At 58.9% G+C, this 26,370-nt stretch carries 21 protein-coding genes, 2 tRNA genes and 2 pseudogenes; 5 read left to right on the forward strand and 20 right to left on the reverse strand.

Features of this window, described 5'->3' with window-relative positions; genetic code table 11:
- Window positions 1-99: 99 nt before the first annotated feature.
- The 7 genes from dnaB to rnr all read right to left on the reverse strand — a co-directional run bounded on the left by dnaB (window position 100) and on the right by rnr (window position 7,441).
- On the reverse strand, window positions 100-1,494 hold the full coding sequence (dnaB, locus tag FEZ21_RS01370; protein WP_003439048.1) for a replicative DNA helicase: 1,395 nt from the start codon (window positions 1,492-1,494) through the stop codon (window positions 100-102).
- A 135-nt stretch (window positions 1,495-1,629) separates the two neighbouring features.
- Window positions 1,630-2,076, reverse strand: a complete 447-nt coding sequence (gene rplI, locus FEZ21_RS01375; protein WP_003439047.1) for a 50S ribosomal protein L9 — start codon at window positions 2,074-2,076, stop codon at window positions 1,630-1,632.
- Between the two features lie 19 nt (window positions 2,077-2,095).
- Window positions 2,096-2,992 (reverse strand): hypothetical protein, encoded by an 897-nt coding sequence (locus FEZ21_RS01380; protein WP_003439046.1) that lies wholly within the window; start codon window positions 2,990-2,992, stop codon window positions 2,096-2,098.
- Between the two features lie 36 nt (window positions 2,993-3,028).
- Complete coding sequence (gene rpsR, locus FEZ21_RS01385) at window positions 3,029-3,259, reverse strand: 30S ribosomal protein S18 (RefSeq protein WP_003171373.1); 231 nt, start codon at window positions 3,257-3,259, stop codon at window positions 3,029-3,031.
- Window positions 3,260-3,287: 28 nt separating this feature from the next.
- Window positions 3,288-3,713 carry a 30S ribosomal protein S6 gene (gene rpsF, locus FEZ21_RS01390; RefSeq protein ID WP_003439045.1) on the reverse strand — a complete coding sequence of 142 codons (426 nt, stop codon included), beginning with the start codon at window positions 3,711-3,713 and terminating at the stop codon, window positions 3,288-3,290.
- A gap of 306 nt (window positions 3,714-4,019) precedes the next feature.
- Window positions 4,020-4,787 carry a 23S rRNA (guanosine(2251)-2'-O)-methyltransferase RlmB gene (gene rlmB, locus FEZ21_RS01395; protein ID WP_003439044.1) on the reverse strand — a complete coding sequence of 256 codons (768 nt, stop codon included), beginning with the start codon at window positions 4,785-4,787 and terminating at the stop codon, window positions 4,020-4,022.
- Window positions 4,784-7,441, reverse strand: a complete 2,658-nt coding sequence (rnr, locus tag FEZ21_RS01400; protein WP_003439043.1) for a ribonuclease R — start codon at window positions 7,439-7,441, stop codon at window positions 4,784-4,786. Before rnr ends, rlmB begins: the two co-directional genes overlap by 4 nt.
- A gap of 227 nt (window positions 7,442-7,668) precedes the next feature.
- Between rnr and FEZ21_RS01405 the strand changes: the two genes are divergently transcribed.
- The 4 genes from FEZ21_RS01405 to FEZ21_RS01420 all read left to right on the forward strand — a co-directional run bounded on the left by FEZ21_RS01405 (window position 7,669) and on the right by FEZ21_RS01420 (window position 10,802).
- A tRNA-Leu gene (locus FEZ21_RS01405) sits at window positions 7,669-7,755 on the forward strand.
- 169 nt (window positions 7,756-7,924) lie between these two features.
- Window positions 7,925-8,011, forward strand: a tRNA-Leu gene (locus FEZ21_RS01410).
- A gap of 212 nt (window positions 8,012-8,223) precedes the next feature.
- Window positions 8,224-9,249 carry an iron ABC transporter substrate-binding protein gene (locus FEZ21_RS01415; protein WP_003439042.1) on the forward strand — a complete coding sequence of 342 codons (1,026 nt, stop codon included), beginning with the start codon at window positions 8,224-8,226 and terminating at the stop codon, window positions 9,247-9,249.
- On the forward strand, window positions 9,249-10,802 hold the full coding sequence (locus tag FEZ21_RS01420) for an iron ABC transporter permease (protein ID WP_160626286.1): 1,554 nt from the start codon (window positions 9,249-9,251) through the stop codon (window positions 10,800-10,802). The genes FEZ21_RS01415 and FEZ21_RS01420 overlap by 1 nt, the downstream gene beginning before the upstream one ends.
- A 40-nt stretch (window positions 10,803-10,842) precedes the next feature.
- On the opposite strand, the pseudogene FEZ21_RS22830 reads toward FEZ21_RS01420, so the two are convergent.
- From FEZ21_RS22830 to FEZ21_RS01480, 13 genes and pseudogenes are all read right to left on the reverse strand, one after another.
- Window positions 10,843-11,337: pseudogene (locus FEZ21_RS22830) on the reverse strand (methyl-accepting chemotaxis protein); the annotation flags it as partial.
- A gap of 411 nt (window positions 11,338-11,748) precedes the next feature.
- Window positions 11,749-12,492: pseudogene (locus FEZ21_RS22835) on the reverse strand (methyl-accepting chemotaxis protein); the annotation flags it as partial.
- A 418-nt stretch (window positions 12,493-12,910) separates the two neighbouring features.
- Window positions 12,911-14,206, reverse strand: coding sequence for an adenylosuccinate synthase (locus tag FEZ21_RS01430; protein ID WP_003439037.1), 1,296 nt, complete (start codon window positions 14,204-14,206; stop codon window positions 12,911-12,913).
- Between the two features lie 53 nt (window positions 14,207-14,259).
- Window positions 14,260-15,447 carry an ATP phosphoribosyltransferase regulatory subunit gene (locus tag FEZ21_RS01435; RefSeq protein WP_003439034.1) on the reverse strand — a complete coding sequence of 396 codons (1,188 nt, stop codon included), beginning with the start codon at window positions 15,445-15,447 and terminating at the stop codon, window positions 14,260-14,262.
- 331 nt (window positions 15,448-15,778) lie between these two features.
- Complete coding sequence (gene hflC, locus FEZ21_RS01440) at window positions 15,779-16,657, reverse strand: protease modulator HflC (protein ID WP_003439032.1); 879 nt, start codon at window positions 16,655-16,657, stop codon at window positions 15,779-15,781.
- Window positions 16,657-17,832, reverse strand: coding sequence for an FtsH protease activity modulator HflK (hflK, locus tag FEZ21_RS01445; protein WP_003439030.1), 1,176 nt, complete (start codon window positions 17,830-17,832; stop codon window positions 16,657-16,659). The genes hflC and hflK overlap by 1 nt, the downstream gene beginning before the upstream one ends.
- A 96-nt stretch (window positions 17,833-17,928) precedes the next feature.
- Window positions 17,929-19,230, reverse strand: coding sequence for a ribosome rescue GTPase HflX (gene hflX, locus FEZ21_RS01450; RefSeq protein WP_003439028.1), 1,302 nt, complete (start codon window positions 19,228-19,230; stop codon window positions 17,929-17,931).
- A 12-nt stretch (window positions 19,231-19,242) separates the two neighbouring features.
- Window positions 19,243-19,503 carry an RNA chaperone Hfq gene (hfq, locus tag FEZ21_RS01455; RefSeq protein WP_003439025.1) on the reverse strand — a complete coding sequence of 87 codons (261 nt, stop codon included), beginning with the start codon at window positions 19,501-19,503 and terminating at the stop codon, window positions 19,243-19,245.
- Between the two features lie 90 nt (window positions 19,504-19,593).
- Window positions 19,594-20,574 (reverse strand): tRNA (adenosine(37)-N6)-dimethylallyltransferase MiaA, encoded by a 981-nt coding sequence (gene miaA, locus FEZ21_RS01460; protein WP_003439024.1) that lies wholly within the window; start codon window positions 20,572-20,574, stop codon window positions 19,594-19,596.
- Window positions 20,574-22,487 (reverse strand): DNA mismatch repair endonuclease MutL, encoded by a 1,914-nt coding sequence (gene mutL / locus FEZ21_RS01465; RefSeq protein ID WP_029612523.1) that lies wholly within the window; start codon window positions 22,485-22,487, stop codon window positions 20,574-20,576. The genes miaA and mutL overlap by 1 nt, the downstream gene beginning before the upstream one ends.
- Window positions 22,484-23,908, reverse strand: a complete 1,425-nt coding sequence (locus FEZ21_RS01470; protein ID WP_198285235.1) for an N-acetylmuramoyl-L-alanine amidase — start codon at window positions 23,906-23,908, stop codon at window positions 22,484-22,486. The genes mutL and FEZ21_RS01470 overlap by 4 nt, the downstream gene beginning before the upstream one ends.
- A gap of 2 nt (window positions 23,909-23,910) precedes the next feature.
- Window positions 23,911-24,381, reverse strand: a complete 471-nt coding sequence (tsaE, locus tag FEZ21_RS01475; RefSeq protein WP_003439021.1) for a tRNA (adenosine(37)-N6)-threonylcarbamoyltransferase complex ATPase subunit type 1 TsaE — start codon at window positions 24,379-24,381, stop codon at window positions 23,911-23,913.
- Complete coding sequence (locus FEZ21_RS01480; protein ID WP_003439020.1) at window positions 24,369-25,229, reverse strand: NAD(P)H-hydrate dehydratase; 861 nt, start codon at window positions 25,227-25,229, stop codon at window positions 24,369-24,371. The genes tsaE and FEZ21_RS01480 overlap by 13 nt, the downstream gene beginning before the upstream one ends.
- Before the next feature lie 62 nt (window positions 25,230-25,291).
- Here FEZ21_RS01480 and queG point away from each other — a divergent pair, with 62 nt between their 5' ends.
- A complete protein-coding gene (gene queG / locus FEZ21_RS01485) occupies window positions 25,292-26,359 on the forward strand; it encodes a tRNA epoxyqueuosine(34) reductase QueG (RefSeq protein ID WP_003439019.1) in 1,068 nt (355 codons plus the stop codon).
- Window positions 26,360-26,370: the final 11 nt, after the last annotated feature.

Below are 26,370 nucleotides of genomic sequence, written 5' to 3' on the forward strand. Positions count from 1 at the left end.
GGTCGGAATTGATTGGAGCCTGTGATTGCGATCCCTCACATGCCCGCCTTGCCGGCAATAACCTAAGCGTGACCGCCAGGGCAACCACGCAGCGGGCGGTTAATCGTCGTCGAAGTTGTAGCTGCCCGGCGCCAGGTTTTCGAAGCGCGTGTATTTGCCGATAAACGCCAGGCGCGTGGTACCGATAGGGCCGTTACGCTGCTTGCCGATGATGATTTCGGCAATGCCCTTGTGCTCGGTTTCGGGGTGATAAACCTCGTCCCGGTACACGAACATGATGACGTCGGCATCCTGCTCGATGGCTCCGGATTCACGCAAGTCAGAGTTGATCGGGCGCTTGTTGGGCCGCTGCTCAAGAGAACGGTTGAGCTGTGACAGCGCCACCACCGGGCAATTGAATTCTTTGGCCAGGGCTTTCAGGGAGCGGGAAATCTCGGAGATTTCGTTGGTGCGGTTGTCACCGCCCGAACCGGGGATCTGCATCAGTTGCAGGTAGTCGATCATGATCAGACCGATCTCACCGTGTTCACGTACCAGGCGCCGGGTACGGGCGCGCATTTCCGACGGGCTGATACCGGCCGTGTCATCGATGAACAGCTTGCGGTCGTTGAGCAGGTTGACCGCCGAGGTCAGGCGCGGCCAGTCATCGTCTTCCAGTCGACCGGCACGGACCTTGGTCTGGTCGATGCGCCCCAGAGACGACAGCATACGCATGATCAGCGATTCGCCTGGCATCTCGAGGGAGTACACCAGTACCGCTTTTTCGCTGCGCAATACCGCGTTTTCCACCAGGTTCATCGCAAAGGTGGTTTTACCCATCGATGGACGACCGGCCACGATGATCAGGTCAGACGGCTGCAAGCCACTGGTCATGCCATCGAGGTCGGTGTAGCCGGTGGACAGGCCGGTAATGGCGTTGTCGGTGTTGAACAGTGTATCGATCCGGTCGATGGCTTTGGTCAACAGATCATTGACGCTGACCGGGCCGCCGGTTTTTGGCCGGGCCTCGGCAATTGCAAAGATCTGCCGCTCGGCTTCGTCAAGAATCTCGGCGGCATTGCGCCCTTCAGGATTGAACGCGCTATCGGCGATTTCGGTGCTGATACCGATCAGCTGGCGCAGCGTGGCGCGCTCGCGAACGATCTGCGCATAGGCCTTGATGTTGGCGACCGACGGCGTGTTTTTTGCCAGTTCGCCCAGGTAGCCCAGGCCACCGACTTGCGACGTCTGACCTTCCTTGTCCAGTTGCTCGGCAAGGGTCACGACGTCAATCGGGGAGTTCTGGTCCGCCAGCTTGGCAATTGCGCGGAAGATCAGGCGATGGTCATGTCGATAGAAGTCGCCGTCCGAGACTTGATCCAGCACGCGTTCCCAGGCGTTGTTGTCCAGCATCAAACCACCGAGCACGGCCTGTTCGGCCTCGATGGAATGCGGCGGCACCTTCAGGGATGCGGTTTGCAGGTCGTATTGCTCAGGAGCGGAGATATCGTTCATGGCCACTTGGTTAATTTGTAAAAGCTGGGGGTTTTAAAATCAGGAACAGCAGAAAGACAAAGGGCACGACCTGTAAACAGGATCGTGCCCGATGTTAACCGCCTGACACACAAGGTGCCAGTCAGTTAAGACTGCTTAAGCAGCTACCACAACAACGCGTACGGTTGCTTCAACTTCGGCGTGCAAGTGCACAGCCACGTCGAATTCGCCAACGTTGCGGATAGTGCCGTTCGGCAGACGAACTTCGCTTTTAGCAACTTCAACGCCAGAGGCGGTCAGTGCATCAGCGATGTCGTGGGTGCCGATCGAACCGAACAGCTTGCCTTCGTCGCCAGCGGTGGCAGTGATAGTCACTTCCAGCTCAGCCAGTTGGGCAGCGCGTGTTTCAGCCGAAGCTTTCTTGTCTGCTGCTGCTTGTTCCAGCTCAGCACGACGCTCTTCAAACGCAGCCAGGTTGGCAGCGGTTGCAGCGGTAGCTTTGCCGTACGGCAGCAGGTAGTTACGACCGTAACCGGCCTTAACATTTACTTTGTCGCCCAGGTTGCCCAGGTTCGCGACTTTTTCCAGAAGGATCAGTTGCATGTGAAAATCCTCTTAACTTTTAACCTTCACCGTCCGCAGAGTCTTTATCAGCGTCTTTCGGCGCCAGACGTCCACGGAAATCAATCAGGCTGTCGACAATGGCCAAGACCACGAGCAACGGATAGATCAGCTGCATAAACAGCAACAGCGTGACGTACAACCCCACCAGCCAAAACTTGGCCAGTCGCTTTTGCGCCACCAGCCCATGGATCAGGGCCAGCCCGGCGAAGAACAACGCTACGCTGCACAACGGCGTAAGCATGGCCATTTGAGGACCGAAGTTCGGTCCTACAAGCATGCACGCCAGCAACAGTAACGCTGGGCCCAGCGGTAGGCGGATGCTGCGAAATTCGCTGGCAAAACCGCCCGGGTTGTACAACAACGCCTGCCAGTAACGCCCGATAATCAGGCTAAGCAAGCTGACGACCTGCATCAAAGCTGCAATCAAACCGGTAAGAACAGGGGCAATCAATGCTCCTAGGCGCGCTCGCTCTACGTCAGATAACTTGTCGTAGAGACCATTGAGGACCTGCGGCAGAAGTTTTTCCAACTCCTGCGCCATCGCACCAATGGGTTCGCGGAAAACCGTACCCAGGATCACGCCATACACTACACCCAACGCCACGCTGACCAGCAGCACGCGATGCCAGGGCTGACCGGCGCGTAACATCATCGCCAATCCCAGAGATCCCAGCAGCACCATCAAGGTGCGAGGTTCTCCGATAAACCACCAGACCAAGGCCGGCAGTAGAGCCCATGAGAGAATGCTCAAGGCATCTCTCGGACCGCGCCGCAGGAGCACAAGGCAACCCGCAGCAGCACTCAACCAGAACAAAAACGGCAATGCCGCACATCCGGCCACGATTAACGCGGCCTGCACACGGCCTCGCATGATGAACTCAGCTAAGGCGCGCATGCTTTCAATCCTTTACTACTTGTCGACTGCCCGGTCTCAGCGGCCGTGGCTGTCGGTGTAGGCCAGCAGGGCCAGGAAGCGGGCGCGCTTGATAGCGGTGGCCAGCTGACGCTGATAACGAGCTTTAGTACCGGTGATACGGCTTGGAACAATTTTGCCGGTTTCGGATACGTAAGCTTTCAGAGTGTTGAGATCCTTGTAATCGATCTCTTTCACTTCTTCTGCGGTGAAGCGGCAGAATTTACGACGACGGAAGAAACGTGCCATGTAATTGGCTCCTCAAAAGGTCCGTGGATTACTCGTCAGCGTTATCGCTGGCGTCGCTGTTATCGCTGTCATCGCCATCGGCGCTGTCAGAATGCTCAGGACGGTCACGACGCTCACGGCGCTCACTGCGGTTCTCTTCAGCCTTGAGCATCTCGGACTGGCCAGTTACGGCTTCGTCGCGACGGATGACCAGGTTACGGATCACAGCATCGTTGTAACGGAAGTTGTCTTCCAGCTCAGCCAGGGCTTTGCCAGTGCATTCAACGTTCAGCATCACGTAGTGAGCCTTGTGAACATTGTTGATTGCGTAGGCCAGTTGACGACGGCCCCAATCTTCCAGACGGTGGATTTTGCCGCCGTCTTCTTCGATCAGCTTGGTGTAACGCTCTACCATGCCGCCGACTTGTTCGCTTTGATCCGGGTGGACCAAAAAGATGATTTCGTAATGACGCATGAATGCTCCTTACGGGTTGTAGCCTGCCGCTAACTAAAAAGCGGTCAGACAAGGAGTGAATGACACTTGTGTGTCTTGCCTAGAGAGGCACATATGCGCCCGCCATGACGGCAAGGGGCGCAATTGTAGAGAAGGGACAAGAGAGGTGCAAGGCAATTGGTGATTATTTGAACAATCTAGACCTTCACCCACCACAAGCGACTGTGGGAGCCTGCTTGCTGGCGATGATTACAACGCGATGGGTCTGACAGACCGCGCTGATGCCATCGCCGGCAAGCCGGCTCCCACAGTGATGTAGCGTGCTGCTTACTTCTTCTTCGAAGAAGTCTTGGCCTTGACGCTGCGCTGGCGCAGGGCTTCGAACAGGCAAACCCCCGTCGCTACCGATACGTTCAGGCTGCTGACGCTACCGGCCATCGGCAGGCGCACCAGGTAATCGCAGTGCTCGCGAGTCAGGCGGCGCATGCCTTTGCCTTCCGCACCCATAATAAGGATGGTCGGGCCAGTCATGTCCTGGTCGTACAGTTCCTGCTCGGCTTCGCCGGCAGTACCCACGATCCACAGTCCGCGCTGTTGAAGCTTTTTCAGCGTGGCCGCAAGGTTGGTAACCGCAACCAACGGAATCACTTCCGCCGCGCCGCAGGCTACTTTTCGTACAGTCGGGGTCAAGGTTGCAGACTTGTCTTTAGGTACGATGACGGCCAGAGCACCCGCCGCATCCGCCGTGCGCAAACAGGCACCCAGGTTGTGCGGGTCAGTCACGCCGTCCAGCACCAGAATCAGCGGAGCACCTTCGGTACGATCCAGCAATTCGTTGAGCATGGCCTCGCCCCACACCTGGCTCGGGCTTACATCAGCCACAACACCCTGGTGCACGCCTTCAACCCAAACGTCCATCTCGCGACGTTCAGCGTTACCGACATCGATCCGGTTTTCAGCGGCCAGCGCGATCAGGGTCTGAACCCGCGGATCGTTGCGGCTTTCAGCCAGCCACACTTGCTTGACGCGTTTCGGGTGGTGACGAAGCAACGCTTCTACAGCGTGAATACCGTAGATTTTTTCCAACTGGCTCATGACTTGACCTTAGGTTTACGCGCTCCACCACTTTTGGCGGCAGGAGCGGTGCCCGATTTTGGCGGGCCTTTACGATGTTTGCTCGGCTTGGAAGGCTTGCCTGCGTCTTTAGCAGGTGCCCCCCTACCCGACTTTCCCGACTCAGCTGCACGACCGCCGTTTTTCGCGTCGGCCAGCAGCGCCTGTTTCAATTCACGACTTTTGCGCAGCTCGGCATTTTTGGCCGCAGCATCGCCAGGACGATAGGTCTCGTCGGATTTCTTGGCAGTTTTGGGCGCGCTACGACGAGCGGCCGGAGCCGGTTCGACGGGCTTCTCTGTGGCTTTGGTGCCGGATTTCCCAGCATTTTTGCCAGCAGGTGCGTCAGTACCACGATTTTTACGACCAATCGGCGCGCTGAGGGTTTTCTCAGCCATTTCGAAGTCGATTTTGCGTTCGTCGAGATCGACGCGCATTACTCGCACTTCAACGGTATCGCCCAGACGGAAGCTGCGACCGGTGCGCTCGCCCGCCAGGCGGTGATGCACAGGATCGAAGTGGTAGTAGTCGCCCGGCAAGGCGGTCACGTGGACCAGACCTTCTACATAAATGTCGGTCAGTTCGACAAACAGGCCAAAGCCCGTTACTGCCGTCACTACACCCGGGAACGACTCGCCAACACGATCCTTCATGAACTCGCACTTGAGCCAGTTGGTCACGTCACGCGTGGCTTCGTCGGCACGGCGCTCGCTCATCGAACATTGTTCGCCGAGCTGTTCGAGGATCGCTTCGTCGTACGGATAGATACGCGCTTTCGGAATCGTCATCGCGCCGGCACGACGAACGTGCGGGGTATCCATTTTGGAATGGATAACGCTGCGAATCGCCCGGTGCGTGAGCAAGTCCGGGTAGCGACGAATCGGCGAAGTGAAGTGGGTATAGGCTTCATAATTCAGGCCGAAGTGGCCCTGGTTATCAGCGCTGTACACCGCCTGGCTCAACGAACGCAGCATCACGGTCTGGATCAGGTGGAAATCCGGACGATCCTTGATGCTGGCCAGCAACGCCTGGTAATCCTTCGGCGACGGGCCGTCCTTGCCTTTGTGCAGGCTCAGACCCAGCTCACCGAGGAATGCACGGAGTTTTTCCAGACGCTCAGGTGGCGGACCATCGTGAACGCGATACAGAGCTGGAATTTCGTGCTTTTTGAGGAACTCGGCGGTGGCCACGTTGGCCGCCAGCATGCATTCTTCGATCAGCTTGTGCGCGTCATTACGGGTGGTCGGGCGAATCTCGGCAATTTTGCGCTCGGAGCCGAAGATAATCCGGGTTTCCTGGGTTTCAAAATCAATCGCACCACGCACATGACGAGCGGCCAGCAGCACTTTATACAGCGAGTAAAGCTGCTTGAGGTGCGGCACTACATCAGCGTATTCGCTGCGCAGTTGCTTGGCTTCGCTGGTTTTCGGCTGTTCCAGAATGGTGCTGACCTTGTTGTAGGTCAGGCGCGCCTGGGAGTGAATCACCGCCTCGTAGAACTTGTAGTCGGTCATTTCGCCGGATTTGGAGATGGTCATCTCGCAAACCATCGCCAAACGGTCAACTTTCGGGTTCAGGGAGCACAGACCGTTGGACAGCTGCTCAGGCAGCATCGGAATCACGCGCTCAGGGAAGTACACCGAGTTGCCACGAACCTGAGACTCGGCATCCAGTGCCGAACCGATTTTCACGTAGCTGGATACGTCGGCAATGGCCACGTACAAGGTCCAGCCACCCGAGAACAGGCGCAGCTTGCCAGGCCTGGCTTCGCAGTAAACAGCGTCATCGAAGTCGCGGGCATCTTCGCCGTCAATGGTGACGAACGGCAGATGGCGCAGATCGATGCGCTTCTCTTTGTCTTTCTCTTCGACTTCAGGCTTGAGCTTGGCGGCTTCTTTAAGCACCGCTTCCGGCCAGACGTGAGGAATGTCGTAGGTGCGCAGGGCAATGTCGATTTCCATGCCGGGCGCCATGTAGTTGCCCACCACTTCAAGCACATCACCTTGCGGCTGGAAGCGCGGCGTCGGCCAGTGGGTAATCTTCACTTCGACAAACTGACCCACCTTGGCGCCTGCATTGCGACCCGGGGTAACCAGCACTTCTTGCTGGATCTTCGGATTGTCGGCAACTACAAAGCCAATGCCGCCTTCTTCGAAGTAACGACCCACGATGGTTTCGTGAGCACGCGAAACCACTTCGACGATTACGCCTTCACGACGACCACGGCGATCCAGCCCCGAAACGCGGGCCAGCGCACGGTCACCATCGAACACCAGGCGCATTTGCGACGGGCTCATGAACAGGTCGTCACTGCCATCATCAGGGATCAGAAAGCCGAAGCCATCGCGATGGCCACTGATGCGGCCGAGAATCAGGTCGAGCTTGTCCACCGGCGCATAAGTGCCACGGCGGGTATAAATGAGCTGGGCATCACGCTCCATCGCACGCAGGCGACGACGCAAGGCCTCGATTTGGTCTTCTGTAGTCAGACCGAACTCTTCTACCAACTGCTCGCGAGCAGCCGGCGAACCACGCTCGGCCAGATGCTGAAGGATCAGCTCGCGGCTAGGGATAGGGTTTTCGTATTTTTCCGCTTCACGTGCGGCCTCGGGATCGAGGGTCTGCCAATCGGCCATTAGATAGTTTTCACCTTGTCTATATGCGGGTTAGTTTGGCATACGCGTATTGAAACGGGAAATTTCGGACTCATACAGAGCCGTAATAGCCCGTTCTGGCACACATTCATGTCGCGGACTAACCGTTCGCGAATTTTTTTCACTATTTTTATGCACAACGCTTTACAGGTCAAAGGGTCGTCCGTATAGTGCGCGCCATCGACAACGGCAACAGCGTTGAAGATGATGCCCAGATGGTGAAATTGGTAGACACGCCAGCTTCAGGTGCTGGTGACCGCAAGGTCGTGGAAGTTCGAGTCTTCTTCTGGGCACCAATTCAGAGATGCAGATTAGTACAATCTGCAGACTCACACAAAAACCCGCGAAAGCGGGTTTTTGCATTCTAAGCCGCTGATTTATTAAAACTAAATAAAACAGGGCTTTACAGAATTAAAAGTGCTCCGTATAGTGCGCCACATCAACAGCGGCAACGTTGCTGATAATGCCCAGATGGTGAAATTGGTAGACACGCCAGCTTCAGGTGCTGGTGACCGCAAGGTCGTGGAAGTTCGAGTCTTCTTCTGGGCACCAATTCAAGCTTCAAGTGTTTTCACTGAAAACATTCGAAGCCTCACAAAAACCCGCGAAAGCGGGTTTTTGCGTTTCTGTGGCCGGCAATCGCCTCCCACCCTGCACTTGCCCCCTCTCCTACGACCATCGCCCTATCCTTGTGGCGCACTTGAGAAGCAATATCGTTTATTATTGTTACAAGTTTTGTAGTACCCAAGCGAGGAACCCAGCGAATGATGCTCCGAAATACCCAGCTTGCAACATTTCTACTGCGTAGTTTGTCCATCGCAACTCTTGGTCTGACTCTGATCACTCCCGCCGCTCACGCTGCCGATCCTGTAACCCTGACCCTGTATAACGGCCAGCACAAAGAAGTCGGCGACAACCTCGCCGCTGCCTTTGAAGCCAAGACCGGCATTCACGTCAATGTGCGCAAAGGTAGCAGCAACCAGTTGGCCAGCCAGATCGTCGAAGAAGGCGATCGCTCGCCTGCCGACGTGTTCTACGCCGAGGAGTCGCCGCCACTGAACAGTCTTGGCGAACAGGGCTTCCTGGCCAAGGTCGACGACAGCACCTTGCAAGTACTGCCCAAGGAATACGTGGCCGCCAACGATACCTGGATCGGCGTGACTGCACGCACCCGCGTCGTGGCGTTCAACCCGGACAAGGTCAAGGAAGAAGAACTGCCCAAGTCAGTTCTGGATTTCGCCGGCCCCGAATGGCAGGGCAAGATCGGTTTTGTACCCACCAGCGGCGCATTCCAGGAACAGGCTGTGGCCATCATCAAACTGCATGGCCGCGAAGCTGCAGAAGAATGGCTGACCGGTCTGCGCGCCTTCGGCAAGACCTACACCAACAACATGGTTGCCCTCAAAGCGGTCGAGAATGGTGAAGTGGCCGCCGTACTGGTCAACAATTACTACTGGTTCGCCTTGCAGCGCGAGAAAGGCAAGCTGAACTCCAAACTGCACTACTTCACCGATGGCGATGCGGGCGGCCTGATCACCGTATCCAGCGCCGGCGTTTTGAAGGCCAGCAAACACCCCAAAGAAGCCCAGCAACTCCTGGCTTACATGGCCAGCGAAGAAGGTCAGCGGGTGATCACCAACACCACCGCTGAATACCCGATGCGCAAAGGCATGGTGTCGGAACGCGGCCTCAAGCCGTTCGATGAACTGCAACCGCCAAAAATCACCCCGGCCGACCTTGGCAACGCTGATGAAGCGCTGGAGCTTGAACAAGATGTAGGCCTGCTCTGATGCTGTCTGCCGCCCAACCTGCACGCTTTAACGTGAAACGCAAAAAGCCCTCTGTCTGGCTGTTATTACCGGTGCTGTTACTGGTGGGCCTGAGCCTGTTGCCGCTGCTGTATGTCGGCACCAAGGCCTGGCAGGCCGGATGGGCACAAGCGGTGCACTTGTTGTGGCGGCCCTTCGTATTTGACCTGATGCGCAACACGCTGCTGTTGATGGTTGGTGTAACGGTAACCTGCGCCCTGATCGGTTTGTCGCTGGCCTGGTTACTGGAGCGCAGCAGCTTGCCGGGGCGACGCCTCTGGGGCGTGATCCTGTGCCTGCCGTTTGCCGTACCTGCATTCGTCAGCAGCTTCACCTGGGTATCGCTCAGCTCCAGCTTCGAGGGCCTGGGCGGCGCCATCCTGGTGATGAGCCTGTCCAAATATCCGCTGATCTTCCTGCCGGTCGCGGCTACGCTGCGCAATCTCGATCCGGCACTTGAAGAGTCGGCCCGCACCCTGGGCCAGAATCGCTGGGGGGTATTTTTCAAAATCACCCTGCCGCTGCTCTGGCCTTCGTTGCTGGCGGGCTCGCTGCTGATTGCCCTGCACATGCTGGTGGAATTCGGCGCGCTGTCGATCATCGGGCTGCAGACCTTCACCACCGCCATCTACCAACAATTCGAGCTGTCGTTCAGCAACGCCAATGCGGCCATGCTTTCGGCGGTACTGCTGGTGATGTGCTTGAGCCTGCTGTGGCTGGAACTGAAAGTGCGCGGCAAAGGCCGGCACATTCGGATCGGCCAGGGTGCGGCACGGCGCGCCGAGCAGGTGCAACTGGGCAAGTGGTCATTTTTTGGCCAGCTGTATTGCCTGGCACTGGCCATCATTGGCAGCGGGATTCCGCTGGGCATGCTGGTGTACTGGCTGGTCAAAGGCAGCTCGGCGGCATTCCCGATGGCAGCCATTGGCGAGGCGCTGTTCGCCTCCCTGTCACTGGCGCTGGGCGGTGCTGCACTGTGCCTGGTACTGGCAGTACCTGTCGGCCTGCTGGTGGTGCGCTACAAAGGCCAACTGGCGATCTGGGCCGAGCGCCTGCCGTATCTGCTGCATGCACTGCCCGGCCTGGTGATCGCCCTGGCGCTGGTGTACTTCTCGCTGCATTACGTGCCTGCGCTGTACCAGACCTCGGCCCTGCTGCTGATCGCCTATGCCTTGCTGTTTTTGCCTCTGGCGCAGGCGCCGATTCGCACGGCGCTGAACAAGGCAGCTCCGCAGCTCGAAGAAGCAGCACGCACCTTGGGCGCATCGTCGTTTTCGGCATTTTGCCGGGTGACATTGCCAATCATTTTCCCGGCACTGGGGGCGGCATTTGCCCTGGTGTTCCTGGACGCCATGAAAGAACTGACCGCCACGCTGCTGCTGAGCCCCACCGGACTCAATACATTGGCAACACAGGTCTGGGCTCACACCTCGAACATCGAGTTCGCGGCGGCGGCACCCTATGCGGCGCTGTTGATAGTGGTCTCGGGACTGCCGGTGTACCTGCTGACCACCAAGATGTACCTGAGCCACTAACAACCCGCCGGGTAACTCGCTCCTGCAGGTTGCTCGCGGCCTATGCCCTGAACTGCCCCAGGCTCGCTTTCAGCTGCGCCGCCAGACCATCCAGCACCTGCCCGCTGGCGGTCGTTTCGTTGACCGCCTGCGCCGCACGCTCGGCCTGGGCATGGATCACCTCAACCCGCCCACGTACCGCATGCGCGCCCCGGGCCTGATGCTCAGCAGCTTTGGTAGCGTCACCAATCGCGGCGTGCACCTGCTCAACAGAAGCCTGCACGGTTTTTTGCAACTGCACGCTGCCACGCAGTACTGCCAACCCCTCATTGGCCTGACGCCCTGCCAGCCCGATCGCCGCCACCGCCTCCTTGGCACCCTGCTGCAAGGCCACGATATGGGCCTGGATATCACCGGTGGAGCTTTGCGTCTTGCTGGCCAGCGCCCGCACTTCATCCGCCACCACGGCAAAGCCGCGGCCCGTCTCCCCTGCCCGCGCAGCCTCAATAGCCGCATTGAGGGCCAGAAGATTGGTCTGCTCGGCAATGCCGTGAATGACAGTCAGCACCACTTCGATTTGCTCACTTTGCTGTGCCAGGCGCTCGATGACCCTGGCTCCAGCGCCGACCTGCCCGGCCAGCGCCTCGATCAGGCCGCCCACTTGCGCCGAGGTGCGGGTATTTTCATCGGTCGCCTGACGAATATCCTGCACCTGCTTGAGCGCCGCCTGCATCGCCTGACTTTCAGACTGCGCCGCATCGGCCATGGTCGACAGTGCCTCCAGGCTCTGCGCCACCTCATCGCGCTGCAACTGGGCCGCAGCATTGGCCCCGGCATTGCGCTCCGTCATGGCCCCGATCTCGACCCCGGTACGCTGCGCCACATCCCCCGCCTCCCGCACAATGGGCTGCAACTTGTCGATAAAGCGGTTCACCGCCGCCGCCATATCGCCAATCTCATCCTTGCTGTCCAGGCCCACGCGCTTGGTCAGATCACCCTCGCCTGCGGCCAGATCATTCAACGCGGCAATCATCAGCAGCAGCTTGTTGACCACCCGCCGCCCCAGCACCACCGCCAGCAACAGCAAGACACCCAGACCGACAATCGCCAATCCCATACCAATGCGCCAGCGCAAGGTGTCAGCCGCATCACGGACAGTCTGTGCGGTATTGGCCTGCATCTGTGCCGCCGCTGCCTGAGCCGACTCCAGACGCGCCCCCAGGGCTGCCGAGCTGTCGTTGGCGGCGCCCTGCAGGCTTTCATCCACCAGATGCTCACTGTTGACTATCAGTTGCGCAAAACGCTTATCGAGAGCCGCCAGGTCCTTCTCGACCGAGGCCGTGGAAACCCCCATCAACACCTTGCCAATCTCCACGCCATTGGGGCTGATGGGGGCTTCGAGGTAATACACCGCCGGATCGTGCCGCGCTGCGTCCAGCACTTTATCCAGCGCCCGCTCTCCCTTGCCCTTCTCCAAAAGGGCTTTGTTGATCGGGTTTTCACGATTGAGGTAGCGCGTCAGATGTTGCCCGGCAACGTCGTCATAGACCACAAACAGCACATTGGGATTGCGCTGGGCGCGCCGGGCGAACTCGGACAGCGTGGGCACGTCATTATCCCAGATGGCCCGCGGCGCCACAGCCGCTAACAGTTGCGCCATATCATTGGCCGAATCCATCAGATTCTTTTCCAGTGCATTGCGCAATTGCATCTGCTCTTCTTTCAAACGCGGCGCCAGCCCGGCCGTCAGACGCTCACGGGTGCTGGCAGACAGCCCTTCAAGGCTGCTCTTGACCTCTCGTCCGGCCTGCTCCAGCTCAGCCGAAAGCTTTTGACTGTCCGCCCCCAGCCCCGCATCCAGATCAGACTCCAGCGCCGTCACTGTGCTCCGGGTCAGTGCAACAGCCACCAGCACCTGCACCAAAAGTGCGATACCAAGGGTAACGAATACAGGTCGCAGCAGACGACTTCGTAACAGTGAGAGAACGGCAGACACAGGAAACCCCTCCACAGCGGTGCCATTATATTGATGGCACCTTAATGGCAACTCTCACAGCAAGGGTCGTGCCGCATGGCAGGCAGAAACAACAAAGGGCCCCGAAGGGCCCTTTGCTTTACATCAAAACGTCTTAAGCGAACGGGTGACGCAGAACGATAGTCTCGTTGCGATCCGGGCCAGTCGAAATGATGTCGATCGGAGCGCCGATCAGCTCTTCTACGCGCTTGATGTAAGCACGCGCAGCAGCAGGCAGCTCTTCCAGGGTTTTGGCACCCACGGTCGACTCGGTCCAGCCCGGTACAGCTTCGTAAACCGGCTGCAGACCTTCGTAGCTGTCAGCATCGGTCGGCGCATCAACCAGCACATTGCCGTTTGCATCTTTGTAGCCGACGCAAATGTTGATGGTTTCCAGACCGTCGAGTACGTCCAGCTTGGTCAGGCAGATGCCCGAGATGCTGTTCACATCGATAGCGCGACGCAGGATAACGGCGTCGAACCAGCCACAACGACGGGCACGGCCGGTGGTTGCACCGAACTCGTGACCCTGCTTGGCCAGGTGAGCGCCCACTTCGTCGAACAGCTCGGTCGGGAATGGACCCGAACCAACGCGAGTGGTGTAAGCCTTGGTGATGCCCAGGATGTAATCCAGGAACATCGGGCCAACGCCCGAACCGGTGGCAACACCGCCAGCGGTAGTGTTGGAGCTGGTCACGTACGGGTAGGTACCGTGGTCGATGTCCAGCAACGAGCCCTGAGCGCCTTCGAACATGATGTCTTTGCCAGCGCGGCGCAGGCCGTGCAGCTCGGCAGTCACGTCCAGCATCAGCGGCTTGAGCAGCTCGGCGTATTCCTTGCACTCGGCCAGGGTCTTGTCGAAGTCGATGGCGGCTTCTTTGTAGTAACCCACCAGCATGAAGTTGTGGTATTCCACCAATTCACGCAGCTTGGCTTCAAAGCGCGGCATGTTGAGCAGATCGCCCACACGCAGGCCACGACGAGCAACCTTGTCTTCGTATGCCGGGCCAATGCCGCGACCGGTAGTACCGATCTTCAGCTCGCCACGGGCCTTTTCACGAGCCTGGTCCAGCGCTACGTGGAACGACAGGATCAGCGGGCAGGACGGGCTGATACGCAGGCGCTCGCGCACCGGTACGCCTTTCTCTTCCAGCTTGATGATTTCACGCAACAGGGCGTCGGGAGCAACCACCACACCGTTGCCGATCAGGCACTGCACGCCTTCGCGCAATACGCCCGACGGGATCAGGTGCAGAACGGTTTTTTCACCGTCGATTACCAAGGTGTGGCCAGCATTGTGGCCACCCTGGTAGCGCACTACAGCGGCAGCATGTTCGGTCAGCAGATCAACGATCTTGCCTTTGCCCTCATCACCCCATTGGGTGCCCAGGACTACGACATTCTTACCCATAACACTTGTCCTCTTCGCGCAAACTTGGTGCCGGCAGCCGCCGGCAGGAAAACTCAAGAAGCCAGCGGCACTACTTGCCACAAGCCGTTCTGCTGAATCAATTGGCGGTCGCAGTCCGCCTCACTGGCGGCAGCCTGTGACTGCCCAGGCAACGCCTGAACCACACGCTGACCTTCACTGCGAAGCTGGCAAACCTGCTGCCAGAGTGCCGCATCCGTACTGTCAGGCATCCAGATACCGCCAGACGGTAGCTCGACTTCAGCACGCCCCAGGGTGACCAGGGTTTTCAAATCAGTCGAAAAACCGGTCGCCGGACGGGCACGCCCGAAAACAGCACCGATATCGTCATAACGACCGCCCTGGGCGATGGAATCCCCAACGCCCGGAACAAATACCGCAAAGACCACACCTGTGTGGTAGTGATACCCACGCAACTCACCCAGGTCAAAATACAGCGGCAGCTGCGGGAAACGCACAGACAACCGCTCGGCAATCGCCAGCAAATCGTCCAGAGCAGCCAGAACCGGGGCCGGAGCCCGGGCCAGACGCTCGCGCGCAGCAACCAGCACCTCACGGCCGCCGCACAAACCAACCAATGCCTGCAGCATGCCTGCCAAATCAGCCGGCAAACCTTCGGTCAAGGCCGTTACTTCGTCGATCGCCTTGCGTTGCAGAGCGTCGAACAATTGTTGTTCCACTTCAACCGACAGGTTGGCCGCACGGGCCAGACCGCGGTAAATGCCAACGTGACCCAGGTCCATATGGACATCCGGCACATCGGCCAATTGCAACATGGCCAGCATCAAGCTGATGACTTCCACGTCGCTGCTCGGGCTGGCATCGCCATACAACTCGGCACCCAGCTGGATCGGGCTGCGCGAGGATGACAACCCGCGCGGCTGAGCATGCAGCACGCTGCCGGCGTAGCACAGACGGCTCGGGCCTTCACGACGCAAGGTATGCGCATCGATGCGCGCCACTTGCGGAGTGATGTCGGCACGAAAACCCATCTGGCGACCCGTCTGCGGGTCAATAACCTTAAAGGTCCGCAAATCGAGATCCTGGCCAGCCCCTGTCAGCAAGGACTCCAGGTATTCGATATGCGGGGTGACGACGAACTCATAGCCCCAGCCCTGGAACAGATCCAACACCTGACGGCGCGCCACTTCAATGCGGGCTGCCTCAGGTGGAAGTACTTCTTCGATGCCATCTGGCAGAAGCCAGCGGTCTACCGTTGCCATTACGCCATTCCCCTATGATCCGGGCGGCCAGCCAGCAGGCAAGCCTTGAGTAAAGCAGAACGTGGCTGCGTCTTGAACGCGCACAGCAAAAAAGCCCAAAGTGACAGGCTTGCACATCCCTCGAAAAATCTGCCGACGTTGTAACAGTCGGTCAATCAAACATGCAGACGCAAAAAAGCCGGGAATTTCCCGGCTGCCGCATCATACACACGTTTTCTAAAAGGATCACCCCGCCAGGCAATTTGCCCGCCAGGCGGAGTGAATGCATGCGCCAGTTACTCATGTGCAGGAGCGCGTTTCCCCGCTCCTGCAGTGACCGGCGACGCTCCCTTTACTGCTGTGCCGGCTTGGATTTTTCCAGGTAGCGGAAGAAATCGCTGCTCGGGTCCAGAACCAGTACATCGCTCTTGTTCGCAAAGCTTTCGCGGTAAGCGCGCAGGCTGCGATAGAACTTGTAGAACTCCTGATCCTGGCCGTAAGCCTTGGAGTAGATTGCGGAAGCCTGGGCATCACCGTCACCACGAGCCTCTTCAGACTGGCGATACGCTTCAGCCAACAGCACGCGGGCTTGACGATCGGCGTCAGCACGAATGCCTTCTGCCAGCTCGTTACCCTTGGCGCGGTGCTCACGGGCTTCACGCTCACGCTCACTGCTCATACGTTCGAAAACGCTGCGGTTGACTTCTTTCGGCAGGTCGATGGCCTTGACCCGGACATCAACCACTTCGATGCCCAGCTCTTTTTCCGCCATTTTGTTCAGCGACGCCGTCAGGTCAGCCATCAGCGCATCGCGCTCACCGGACACAACCTCGTGCAGCGTGCGCTTGCCGAACTGGTCACGCAGACCCGATTCGAGACGACGCGACAAGCGCTCGTCAGCAACTTGCTTAAGACCCGAAGTCGCTGCGTAGAAGCGACCGGCATCTTTCACACGCCACTTGGCGAAGGCATCAACCATTACCGCTTTCTTTTCCAGCGTCAGAAAACGCTGAGTCGGAGCATCCAGCGTCATCAGGCGGCCGTCGAACTTGCGAACCTGGTTGACGTAAGGAATCTTCACATGCAGACCCGGCGGAACATCGTCCTGCACCACACGACCGAAGCGCAGCATCACGGCACGTTCGGTTTGCGAAACGATGTAGAAGCTGTTCCAGGCAACAATCGCCACGACAACGGCAACAATAAGGGCGATCAGCGATTTATTGCTCATCAGCGACTCTCCCTGGTACGCGGTGGTGTCGGCATATCCGATTTGGCATGGGATGCCGAATCGTTATTGCCCGCCGCAGCTGCCGAGCCCGTTGCCGGGTTGCTGCCATTACGGCCTTCGATCATTTTGTCCAATGGCAAGTACAGCAGGTTGCTCTGGCCGTTTTTGTTGCCGGTCACGAGTACTTTGCTGGTGTTGCTGAAGACTTCCTGCATGGTGTCCAGGTACAGACGGTCACGCGTAACATCCGGAGCCTTGCGATATTCGCTCACCAGTTTGGTAAAGCGGTCTGCCTCACCCTTGGCGCGGGAAATCACTTCATCACGATAGCCATTGGCGTTTTCGATGATGCGCTGGGCCTGACCGCGCGCTTCCGGCACCACGCCATTGGCGTAGCTTTCTGCCTGGTTGCGGGCACGCTGCTCGTCTTCACGGGCGCGGATCACGTCATCAAAGGCTTCCTGCACTTCACGCGGTGCCGCTGCGTTCTGTACGTTGACCTGGGTCACAGTGATACCGGTCTTGTAGGTATCGAGGAAACGCTGCAAGCGTTCCTTGATGTCTACAGCCATCTGTTCACGGCCTTCGGTCAGCACCTGATCCATCGCAGTGGAGCCCACTACGTGACGCAAGGCACTGTCAGTGGCCTGTTGCAGGCTGACTTCCGGCTGATCGACGTTCAACACGAAGTCGCGCAGGTTGCTGATCTTGTACTGCACGGTCAGCGGCACTTCGACGATGTTTTCGTCTTCAGTGAGCATCTGGCCCTGCTTGGTGTACGCACGCTCACGCGTCACGTTCTCCAGGTACTTTTTATCGAACGGCGGGAAGTAGATGTTCAGACCCGGCCCTACGGTGTCGTAGTACTTGCCCAGGCGCAGCACTACGGCTTGCTCCTGCTCGTCGACCACGTAAACCGCGCTATACAGCCAGGCTGCAGCCAGCACCACCAGACCGATACCCAGCAGGCCATAACCAGCACCTTTGCCGCCGTTCGATCCGCCGTCGCCGCTACCACGTTTTTTCCCACCACCGAACAACCCATTCAGGCTTTCCTGCAGCTTTCGGAAGGCCTCGTCGAGATCTGGTGGTCCCTTGCGGCCGCCGTTATTCGGGCGTTTGCCACCCCAAGGATCTTGATTATTCGAGTTGCCACCCGGCTCATTCCAAGCCATAGCGCTCTCCATCTGATAAAGCAAAGACGCGCCCACGGCGCGCCGACCAATGCTACAGAATGCCTACCATAGCGGCACAGCCGCTTTGCGAGGCTTTTATTGCAAAGTGTGTTGTTCGATAAATTCCAGCGGCTGCATCCCTTCGCGGCTGACCAAGCGGTTTAACTCGGATCGCGGTAGGCGCACATCCAGCAGACAGGCACCTTCTTCATCATGTTGTTCTTTTTGTACCACGCCCAATTCAAAGAACTGGGCACGCAGTCGAGCAAAACGCTGAGGCAAGCGCAAGGTGCCAACGAACAAATCATTACCCAGCAACTCGGCGATGGCCTGTTCAAGCAACTCCAGCCCGACCCCTTCACGCGCCGACAACCAGACCCGCTGCGGTTTGCCGTCGGCATCACGCTGGATCTGCGGCTCGACACCTTCAAGCAAATCGATTTTGTTGTAGACCTCGAGGATCGGCAAGTCCTGGGCACCAATTTCGCCCAGCACCACCATCACCTGCTCAATCTGCGCCATGCGCTCAGGTTCGTGCGCATCGATAACGTGCAGCAGCAAATCGGAATTGCTCGACTCTTCGAGCGTAGACCGGAAAGCCTCAACAAGCTTGTGCGGAAGGTGACGAATAAAGCCCACGGTGTCAGCCAGCACGATCGGCCCCAGATCGGCCAGATCAAGACGGCGCAAGGTAGGGTCAAGTGTGGCGAACAACTGGTCGGCGGCGAACACGTCAGAGCCGGTGACCGCATTGAACAGCGTGGATTTGCCGGCGTTGGTATAGCCCACCAGCGACACCGTAGGAATATCGGCGCGTTGGCGCCCTCTACGGGACTGCTCGCGTTGACTGCGGACTTTTTTCAGACGGGCCTTGATCTGGCTGATGCGTACGCGCAACAGACGACGGTCGGTTTCGAGCTGGGTTTCACCCGGCCCGCGCATACCAATGCCACCGCCCTGACGCTCAAGGTGAGTCCAGCCGCGCACAAGACGCGTACTCATGTGATCAAGCTGGGCCAGTTCGACCTGCAACTTGCCTTCATGGGTACGGGCACGCTGAGCGAAGATATCGAGAATCAGCCCGGTACGGTCAAGCACGCGACACTCGAATACACGCTCGAGGTTACGCTCCTGACTGGGGGTGAGGACGTGATTGAAAATCACGATGTCGACCTTCTCGGCCTTGACCAGGTCGCGTAACTCCTCGACCTTGCCACTGCCAATCAGGTACTTGGCCGATGGCCGATGACGCGGCACGTTAAAAAACGCGACCGTCTCGGCGCCGGCCGATACAGCTAACTCCTGGAACTCCTGCGGATCTTCGCGCGCCTCAGGGTCCTGTCCTTCCAAGTGAACGAGGATCGCTCGCTCACCACCACCGTGGCGCTCAAAGAACAAAGCAGACTCCTATCAGGCGTTACCTGGTTCAGCGTCTGCCAGTTCCGATTCAGCTGCGCTTGGCAGACGAATAGGACGTACTGGTACGACTGTCGAGATAGCGTGTTTGTAAACCATTTGGCTCACGGTGTTTTTCAGCAGAATCACGAACTGGTCGAAAGACTCGATAGTCCCCTGCAGCTTGATCCCGTTGACCAGGTAGATGGAAACGCCAACCTTCTCTTTACGCAAAGTATTCAAGTAAGGGTCTTGTAGCGAATGCCCTTTTGACATATGCCGCACTCCTGTAAGGATAAAAAATAGAAACAAAAATTAGATGGCTGATGACGCCATACCCATAGGATAGACGGCATTTCCTGAGACTCAGCTCAATATGGAGACCGATTCCAGGTATTTCAAGGCTCGTGGCAGATTGTCGCAGTCCAGGCTGTCCAGCCAATGCAGATCATTCCAGCTGCGTAACCAGGTGAACTGACGCTTGGCCAACTGGCGCGTGGCAATAATGCCGCGCTCCTGCATCTCGGCTGCTGTCAGCTTGCCGTCCAGGTAATCCCAGACTTGGCGATAGCCCACTGCACGTATAGACGGCAACCCTGCATGCAGGTCACTTCTATTACGCAGGGCTAGGACCTCATCAATGAATCCCTGTTCCAGCATTTGCCCGAATCTTTGTGCAATTCGTTCATGCAGCACCTGACGATTCGCCGGAGCAATGCCCAGGTTCGCGACAGTATAGGGCAATTGACTGCAGCCAGAAGCCGCTGCTTGACTAGATTGTTCAGATTGTTTTTGCCGGTGGGCGGTCATGCTCAGGCCGCTGACCCGATAAACCTCTAATGCACGGGTCAGACGCTGCGGATCGTTGGGGTGAATACGTGCCGCCGACTCCGGGTCGATGGCTGCCAACTGATCGTGCAACGCTTGCCAGCCAAGGCGCTGAGCTTCGTCTTCGAGCTGCGCACGCACTTGCGGATCTGCCGCCGGCATGTCGGCCAGGCCTTCGCTCAGCGCTTTGTAATAGAGCATGGTGCCGCCCACCAGCAGCGGAATATTGCCCCGTGCGGTGATCTCTGCCATGGCCTTGAGCGCATCACGACGGAAATCGGCAGCCGAGTAGCTTTCAGCCGGGTCGAGAATATCGATCAACTGGTGCGGGTGTGCGGCCAGAATCTCTTTCGAGGGTTTGGCCGTGCCGATATCCATGCCGCGATAGACCAGCGCCGAGTCGACACTGACCAGCTCGCACGGCAGTACCTTGCTCAGCTCGATGGCCAGATCGGTTTTGCCTGCAGCGGTCGGCCCCATCAAAAAGATGGCCGGTGGTAAAGCGTTGGAACCTGTCATCAGCGACCGCGCAAAAAGAGTTTGTCCAAGTCGTCCAGGCCCATTTGGGTCCAGGTCGGACGACCATGATTGCACTGACCACTGCGCTCGGTATTTTCCATGTCGCGCAGCAGGCCGTTCATTTCCGGCAGGGCCAGGCGCCGGTTGGCGCGGATCGCGCCGTGACAGGCCATGGTGCCGAGCAATTCATTGAGGTGTGCCTGAATCCGGTCACTGGTGCCGTACTCCATCAAGTCGGCCAGTACATCGTGCACCAGGCGTTGCGCCTCGGCCTGCTTGAGCAGGGCCGGGATCTGGCGGATGGCCAGAGTTTCCGGCCCCAGACGTTGCAGCTCGAAGCCCAGACGCTGAAACCACTCGCCATGTTCTTCGGCGCAATCGGCTTCACGCTGGCTGACGGCAATCGACTCCGGCACCAGCAGTGGCTGACCGCTCAGCCCTTCACTGGCCATGGCGATTTTCAGGCGCTCATACATGATCCGCTCGTGGGCCGCATGCATGTCCACCAGCACCAGGCCGTGAGCGTTTTCCGCGAGGATATAGATACCCTTGAGCTGAGCCAGCGCATAACCCAGAGGAGGAATATCGCCCTGCCCTTCAGGCATCGGCGCGGCCCCCGCTTCAGGCAATGGCGCGAAAAACTCCCGGTAGGCATTGCGGGCCTCGGCTGCCGGAACAGACGGCGTGGCAGAGGGTGGTCGATAGAACGACTGATAGCCCGCCCCGGCGCCGGAGCCCGGCACATGCGGTGCAGGCGCAGCCTGAGGTTGCTCAAGCAAATGCGCCGCCAGACGCATTTCGCCTTGCGGACCAAACTCACCGGCGTCGATCCCGGTAGGTCGCTCGGCGCCAGGCACCGGTGCAGGAGCCGCCAGTTGATCCTCGGGGCGCACATCGCCCAGGGCGCGGTGCAAGGTGCCATACAAGAAGTCATGCACCATGCGCCCGTCCCGGAAACGGACTTCGTGTTTGGTCGGGTGCACGTTAACGTCAACCACGGACGGGTCGACCTCAAAAAACAGCACGAAGGTCGGGTGCCGGCCGTTGAACAGTACGTCGCGATAAGCCTGACGCACCGCGTGCGCCACCAGTTTGTCGCGCACCGCACGGCCGTTGACATAGAAGTACTGCAAGTCGGCCTGGCTGCGCGAAAAGGTCGGCAAGCCAACCCAGCCCCACAAATGCAGGCCATTACGCTCGATCTCGATCGGCAGTGCCTGCTCCAGAAATGCAGCGCCGCACACTGCCGCCACACGGCGGGCGCGGGCGGTGTCGTCGTGGGCTTCATGCAAATTAAGGATGGTTTTACCGTTGTGCCGCAGATTGAACGCCACATCAAAACGCGCCAGCGCCAAACGCTTGATCACTTCTTGCAGGTGATCAAATTCGGTTTTTTCGGTCTTGAGAAACTTGCGCCGCGCAGGGGTGTTGAAAAACAGGTCCCGCACTTCAACCGAAGTACCGACCGGATGCGCGGCCGGCTGGACCCGGGGCGCCATGTCGCGGCCTTCGGTTTCAACCTGCCAGGCCTGATCGGCGCCACGGGTACGCGATGTCAGGGTCAGGCGGGCCACCGAACTGATGGATGCCAGCGCCTCACCGCGGAACCCCAGGCTCATCACTCGTTCAAGGTCTTCCAGGTCGCGGATTTTACTGGTGGCGTGCCGCGCCAGGGCCAGCGGCAAGTCGTCACTGGAGATCCCGCTGCCATCGTCACGCACCCGCAACAGCTTGATGCCGGCCTGCTCCACGTCCACATCGATACGCTTGGCGCCCGAGTCGAGACTGTTTTCCAGCAACTCCTTGATCACCGACGCCGGGCGCTCAACAACCTCGCCTGCGGCAATCTGGTTAGCCAGACGCGGGCTGAGCAGCTCGATACGCGCACTGCTGTTCAATACCCCGTCACTCATTGCTTGGATACCAGTTCGGTGGCGGGGATATTCAGGCTCTGGCCTATTTTCAACTCATCGGTTTTCAAGTTGTTGCTGGAGCGCAATGTCGCAACGCCCACTTGATAGCGCACGGCAATCATCGCCAGGGTTTCGCCAGGGCGAACCGTGTGTTCACGGGCTCCCTGGGCGATCTTCCCGGTATCCCGCAGCCAGGCAATGTAAGAACCCGGTGGCGGGTTTTGCTGGAAGAACTGACGCACACCGCTGCTGATAGAGCGCGCCAGCGCTTGCTGATGGCTGGCCGAAGACAGTTTATTGGCTTCATTGGCGTTGGAAATAAACCCGGTTTCTACGAGGATCGATGGAATATCCGGCGATTTGAGCACCATAAATCCGGCCTGCTCTACACGCTGCTTGTGCAGCGGCGTCACCCGGCCGATGTTGCTCAAGACTTTTTGCCCCACGTTCAGGCTGGAAGTCAGTGATGCCGTCATCGACAAATCAAGCAACACCCCCGCCAGCATCCGGTCCTTGTCATCGAGACTCACGCTGCCTGCACCGCCAATCAAGTCAGAACGGTTTTCACTGTCTGCCAGCCAACGCGCGGTTTCGGACGTTGCGCCGCGTTCAGACAACGCAAACACCGATGCACCAAAGGCCGCCCTGGAAGGTGCCGCGTCGGCGTGGATCGAGACAAACAGGTCGGCGCCCTTCTTGCGGGCAATTTCGGTGCGTCCCCGTAGCGGGATGAAATAGTCGCCACTGCGGGTGAGCTCGGCCCTGAAGCCCTTCATGCCGTTGATCTGGCGCTGCAACTCTTTGGCGATCGCCAGCACCACGTGTTTTTCGCGCTGTCCGCCGGCACCCGAAGCACCCGGATCCTCGCCACCGTGGCCGGGGTCGATCATCACGATCACGTCACGTTTGCCAGTGGGCACAGGCGCCAGCTTGATCTCGGGCTGGGTCGGCGTCACCGGTACCACTGGCAGCTTGGCCACATTGGTCGGCGGCAAGCTCGGGGCAATATCAGCGCCCTGATCATAAAGATCGACCACCAGACGGTTGCCGTATTGCGCATTCGGCGCCAGTACGAAGCTCTTCGGGGTGACGGCTTTTTTCAGATCGATCACCACCCGCAAATCGGTGGGCGTGCGTTGCGCCGAGCGCATGCTGGTGATCGGCGTATTGGCAGTGGCCACGTTCAAACTTCCGCCGAGGGTCGCGCCATTGATATCGATCACCAGGCGATCTGGCGCTGTCAGCGTAAACACGCTGTGTTGCACCGGGCCCGTGAGGTCAAACACCAGCCGTGTGTTGTCCGGAGCACGCCATAAACGAACGCTTTTTACCTGAGTCGCAGCCACGGCATTCACCGCCATGACACTGAGCAACAGACCAACGACACTCACTAACGCGCGAAAGCGCATACCAGACCCCATCATTATTTGTTTTCCGGTGCCAAGGCGGCACACCAAGACTCGCCACGTGAACCTTGGGGCGTCAGCTTCAGCAAACGCCCGGTGTTATGCGGACTAATGGTAATGGTCAGGTCAGGCTTTGGCAAAAAGCCTGCACCTTTATCGGGCCACTCGATCAAGCATAGGGCGTCTTCGTCGAAGTAATCGCGAATCCCCATATATTCCAGCTCTTCAGGGTCGACCAGGCGATACAGGTCAAAGTGAAAGGCGCGTATATCGCCAATCTCGTAAGGCTCCACCAGAGTAAAGGTCGGACTTTTAACCGAACCGGTGTGCCCAAGGCCACGAATCAGGCCGCGGGACAGAGTGGTTTTGCCCATCCCCAGGTCGCCGTCGAGAAAGATCAGGCCGTGGCCCCCGGTGACGCTCGCCAGGCGTGCGCCAAACGCGGTCATGGCCTCTTCATCGGCCAATTGCAGTGTTATTTCGTGCACGGTGCGTGTTCCTCCAACAACTGACGAATGGCTGGAATCAAATCACTGGCCGCCAGCCCACGGCCCAATATTCCTTGTTGTTCACCGGCGCGGGCATGCAGCCACACCGCCAGACACGCCGCCTCATATGCAGTCATGCCTTGAGCCAGCAAAGCACCGATCACGCCTGCCAGCACATCACCCAGGCCTGCTGTCGCCATGGCCGGGTGGCCGTGATCGCACACGGCCAGTTCATCATTCAGGCCTGCGATCAAGGTGCCTGCACCTTTGAGAACGCACACTACTGAGTATTTTTTAACCAGCGCCCGGACTGCAGCAGGCCGGTCGGCCTGCACCTGCGCAGTACTGAGCCCCAGCAAACGCGCTGCCTCGCCGGGGTGCGGAGTAATAACCGAGCCTGACGCCAGTTTAAAGTCTGCGTTGGACAACAGATTCAGCGCATCGGCATCCCACACTTGAGGCATTTTTGCCTGGGCCGCCGCCGATAACAGACTGCGCCCCCATGGTGCCAGCCCCAACCCCGGCCCCACCACCAAAACCGAGGCCCGGGCCAGCACCCCCATCAACTGATTGGCCGATGACACGCCCAGGGTCATGACCTCGGGCAGGCGCACCAGAGCGGCGGCCACATGCTCGGGCCGGGTAGCCAGCGACACCAGCCCCGCGCCGCAGCGCAACGCAGCCTGTGCGCCAAGCGTAATGGAGCCGCCAAAACCGCGGTCTCCGCCAATCAGCAGTACATGCCCGAACAGGCCTTTATGGGCGTCCATAGCCCGTGCAGGCAGGCGCGACAGGCTATCGGCAACAAGGGCTTGCGGTCTGGCAATCAGGCGTTTGGTCTGTGGCATGGGTATCGGACTCCGATGTCTGGCAGAATTATACGCATCTCAGCCCCGGTTTCTCTTGCCTCATGCCTGCTATTACTGTCGACCTCCCCGCTCTTGCTCAATCCATCAAGGAATGGGGCCGCGAGCTGGGCTTTCAACAAGTCGCCATTGCCGGCCTCGACCTGGGAGAACACGAGCAACATCTGGAACGCTGGCTGGCCGCCGGGTATCACGGCGACATGGAATACATGGGCGCCCACGGCAGCAAACGCTCTCATCCTGAAGAACTGGTGCCCGGCACCTTGCGCGTGGTGTCGCTGCGCATGGACTACCTGCCCGGCGATACCCACATGGCGCAATTGCTGGCCCAGCCCGAAAAAGCCTACATCTCGCGCTACGCACTGGGCCGCGACTACCACAAACTGATCCGCAAACGCGTGCAGCAACTGGCTGACCGGATCCAGGCGGACATTGGCCCGTTCGGCTTCCGCGCCTTTGTCGACAGCGCCCCGGTGCTGGAAAAAGCCATCGCGCAAAAGGCCGGCCTGGGCTGGATCGGCAAAAACACCTTGGTGCTCAACCGCAAGGCTGGCAGCTACTTCTTCTTGAGCGAGCTGTTTGTCGACCTGCCCCTGCCCGTGGATGCGCCCCACGAGACCGAGCACTGCGGACGCTGCACCGCATGCCTGGACATCTGCCCGACCAACGCCTTCATCGGACCTTATGTGCTGGATGCCCGGCGCTGTATTTCCTACCTGACCATCGAACTGAAAACCGCGATCCCCGAAGACTTGCGCCCGTTGATCGGTAACCGGGTGTTCGGATGTGACGACTGCCAGATCGTCTGCCCGTGGAACCGCTTTGCCCGCACCACGGCTGAAGGCGACTTCAAACCCCGGCACAACCTCGACAATGCCGAGCTGGCCGAACTGTTCATGTGGGACGAAGACAAGTTCCTCAGCAGCACCGAAGGCTCGCCGTTACGCCGGGCCGGCTACGAACGCTGGCTGCGCAACCTGGCGGTTGGACTGGGTAATGCACCATCGAGCATTCCGGTGCTGGAAGCGCTCAAGGCCAGGCTTGAGTACCCGTCCGAACTGGTGCAGGAGCATGTGACGTGGGCGCTGGCCCAGCACGCACAGCGCGCCTGACCAGAGCCTGC

The sequence above is a fragment of the Pseudomonas sp. 9.1(2019) genome (assembly GCF_009910445.1).
Lineage (GTDB): Bacteria > Pseudomonadota > Gammaproteobacteria > Pseudomonadales > Pseudomonadaceae > Aquipseudomonas > Aquipseudomonas paraversuta.

Bases quoted from the DNA above. Each gene is read 5' to 3' on its own strand.
- dnaB (WP_003439048.1), bottom strand. From the start codon at position 1,494: ATGAACGATATCTCCGCTCCTGAGCAATACGACCTGCAAACCGCATCC.
- rplI (WP_003439047.1), bottom strand. From the start codon at position 2,076: ATGCAACTGATCCTTCTGGAAAAAGTCGCGAACCTGGGCAACCTGGGC.
- FEZ21_RS01380 (WP_003439046.1), bottom strand. From the start codon at position 2,992: ATGCGCGCCTTAGCTGAGTTCATCATGCGAGGCCGTGTGCAGGCCGCG.
- rpsR (WP_003171373.1), bottom strand. From the start codon at position 3,259: ATGGCACGTTTCTTCCGTCGTCGTAAATTCTGCCGCTTCACCGCAGAA.
- rpsF (WP_003439045.1), bottom strand. From the start codon at position 3,713: ATGCGTCATTACGAAATCATCTTTTTGGTCCACCCGGATCAAAGCGAA.
- rlmB (WP_003439044.1), bottom strand. From the start codon at position 4,787: ATGAGCCAGTTGGAAAAAATCTACGGTATTCACGCTGTAGAAGCGTTG.
- rnr (WP_003439043.1), bottom strand. From the start codon at position 7,441: ATGGCCGATTGGCAGACCCTCGATCCCGAGGCCGCACGTGAAGCGGAA.
- FEZ21_RS01415 (WP_003439042.1), top strand. From the start codon at position 8,224: ATGATGCTCCGAAATACCCAGCTTGCAACATTTCTACTGCGTAGTTTG.
- FEZ21_RS01420 (WP_160626286.1), top strand. From the start codon at position 9,249: ATGCTGTCTGCCGCCCAACCTGCACGCTTTAACGTGAAACGCAAAAAG.
- FEZ21_RS01430 (WP_003439037.1), bottom strand. From the start codon at position 14,206: ATGGGTAAGAATGTCGTAGTCCTGGGCACCCAATGGGGTGATGAGGGC.
- FEZ21_RS01435 (WP_003439034.1), bottom strand. From the start codon at position 15,447: ATGGCAACGGTAGACCGCTGGCTTCTGCCAGATGGCATCGAAGAAGTA.
- hflC (WP_003439032.1), bottom strand. From the start codon at position 16,657: ATGAGCAATAAATCGCTGATCGCCCTTATTGTTGCCGTTGTCGTGGCG.
- hflK (WP_003439030.1), bottom strand. From the start codon at position 17,832: ATGGCTTGGAATGAGCCGGGTGGCAACTCGAATAATCAAGATCCTTGG.
- hfq (WP_003439025.1), bottom strand. From the start codon at position 19,503: ATGTCAAAAGGGCATTCGCTACAAGACCCTTACTTGAATACTTTGCGT.
- miaA (WP_003439024.1), bottom strand. From the start codon at position 20,574: ATGACAGGTTCCAACGCTTTACCACCGGCCATCTTTTTGATGGGGCCG.
- mutL (WP_029612523.1), bottom strand. From the start codon at position 22,487: ATGAGTGACGGGGTATTGAACAGCAGTGCGCGTATCGAGCTGCTCAGC.
- FEZ21_RS01470 (WP_198285235.1), bottom strand. From the start codon at position 23,908: ATGGGGTCTGGTATGCGCTTTCGCGCGTTAGTGAGTGTCGTTGGTCTG.
- FEZ21_RS01480 (WP_003439020.1), bottom strand. From the start codon at position 25,229: ATGCCACAGACCAAACGCCTGATTGCCAGACCGCAAGCCCTTGTTGCC.
- queG (WP_003439019.1), top strand. From the start codon at position 25,292: ATGCCTGCTATTACTGTCGACCTCCCCGCTCTTGCTCAATCCATCAAG.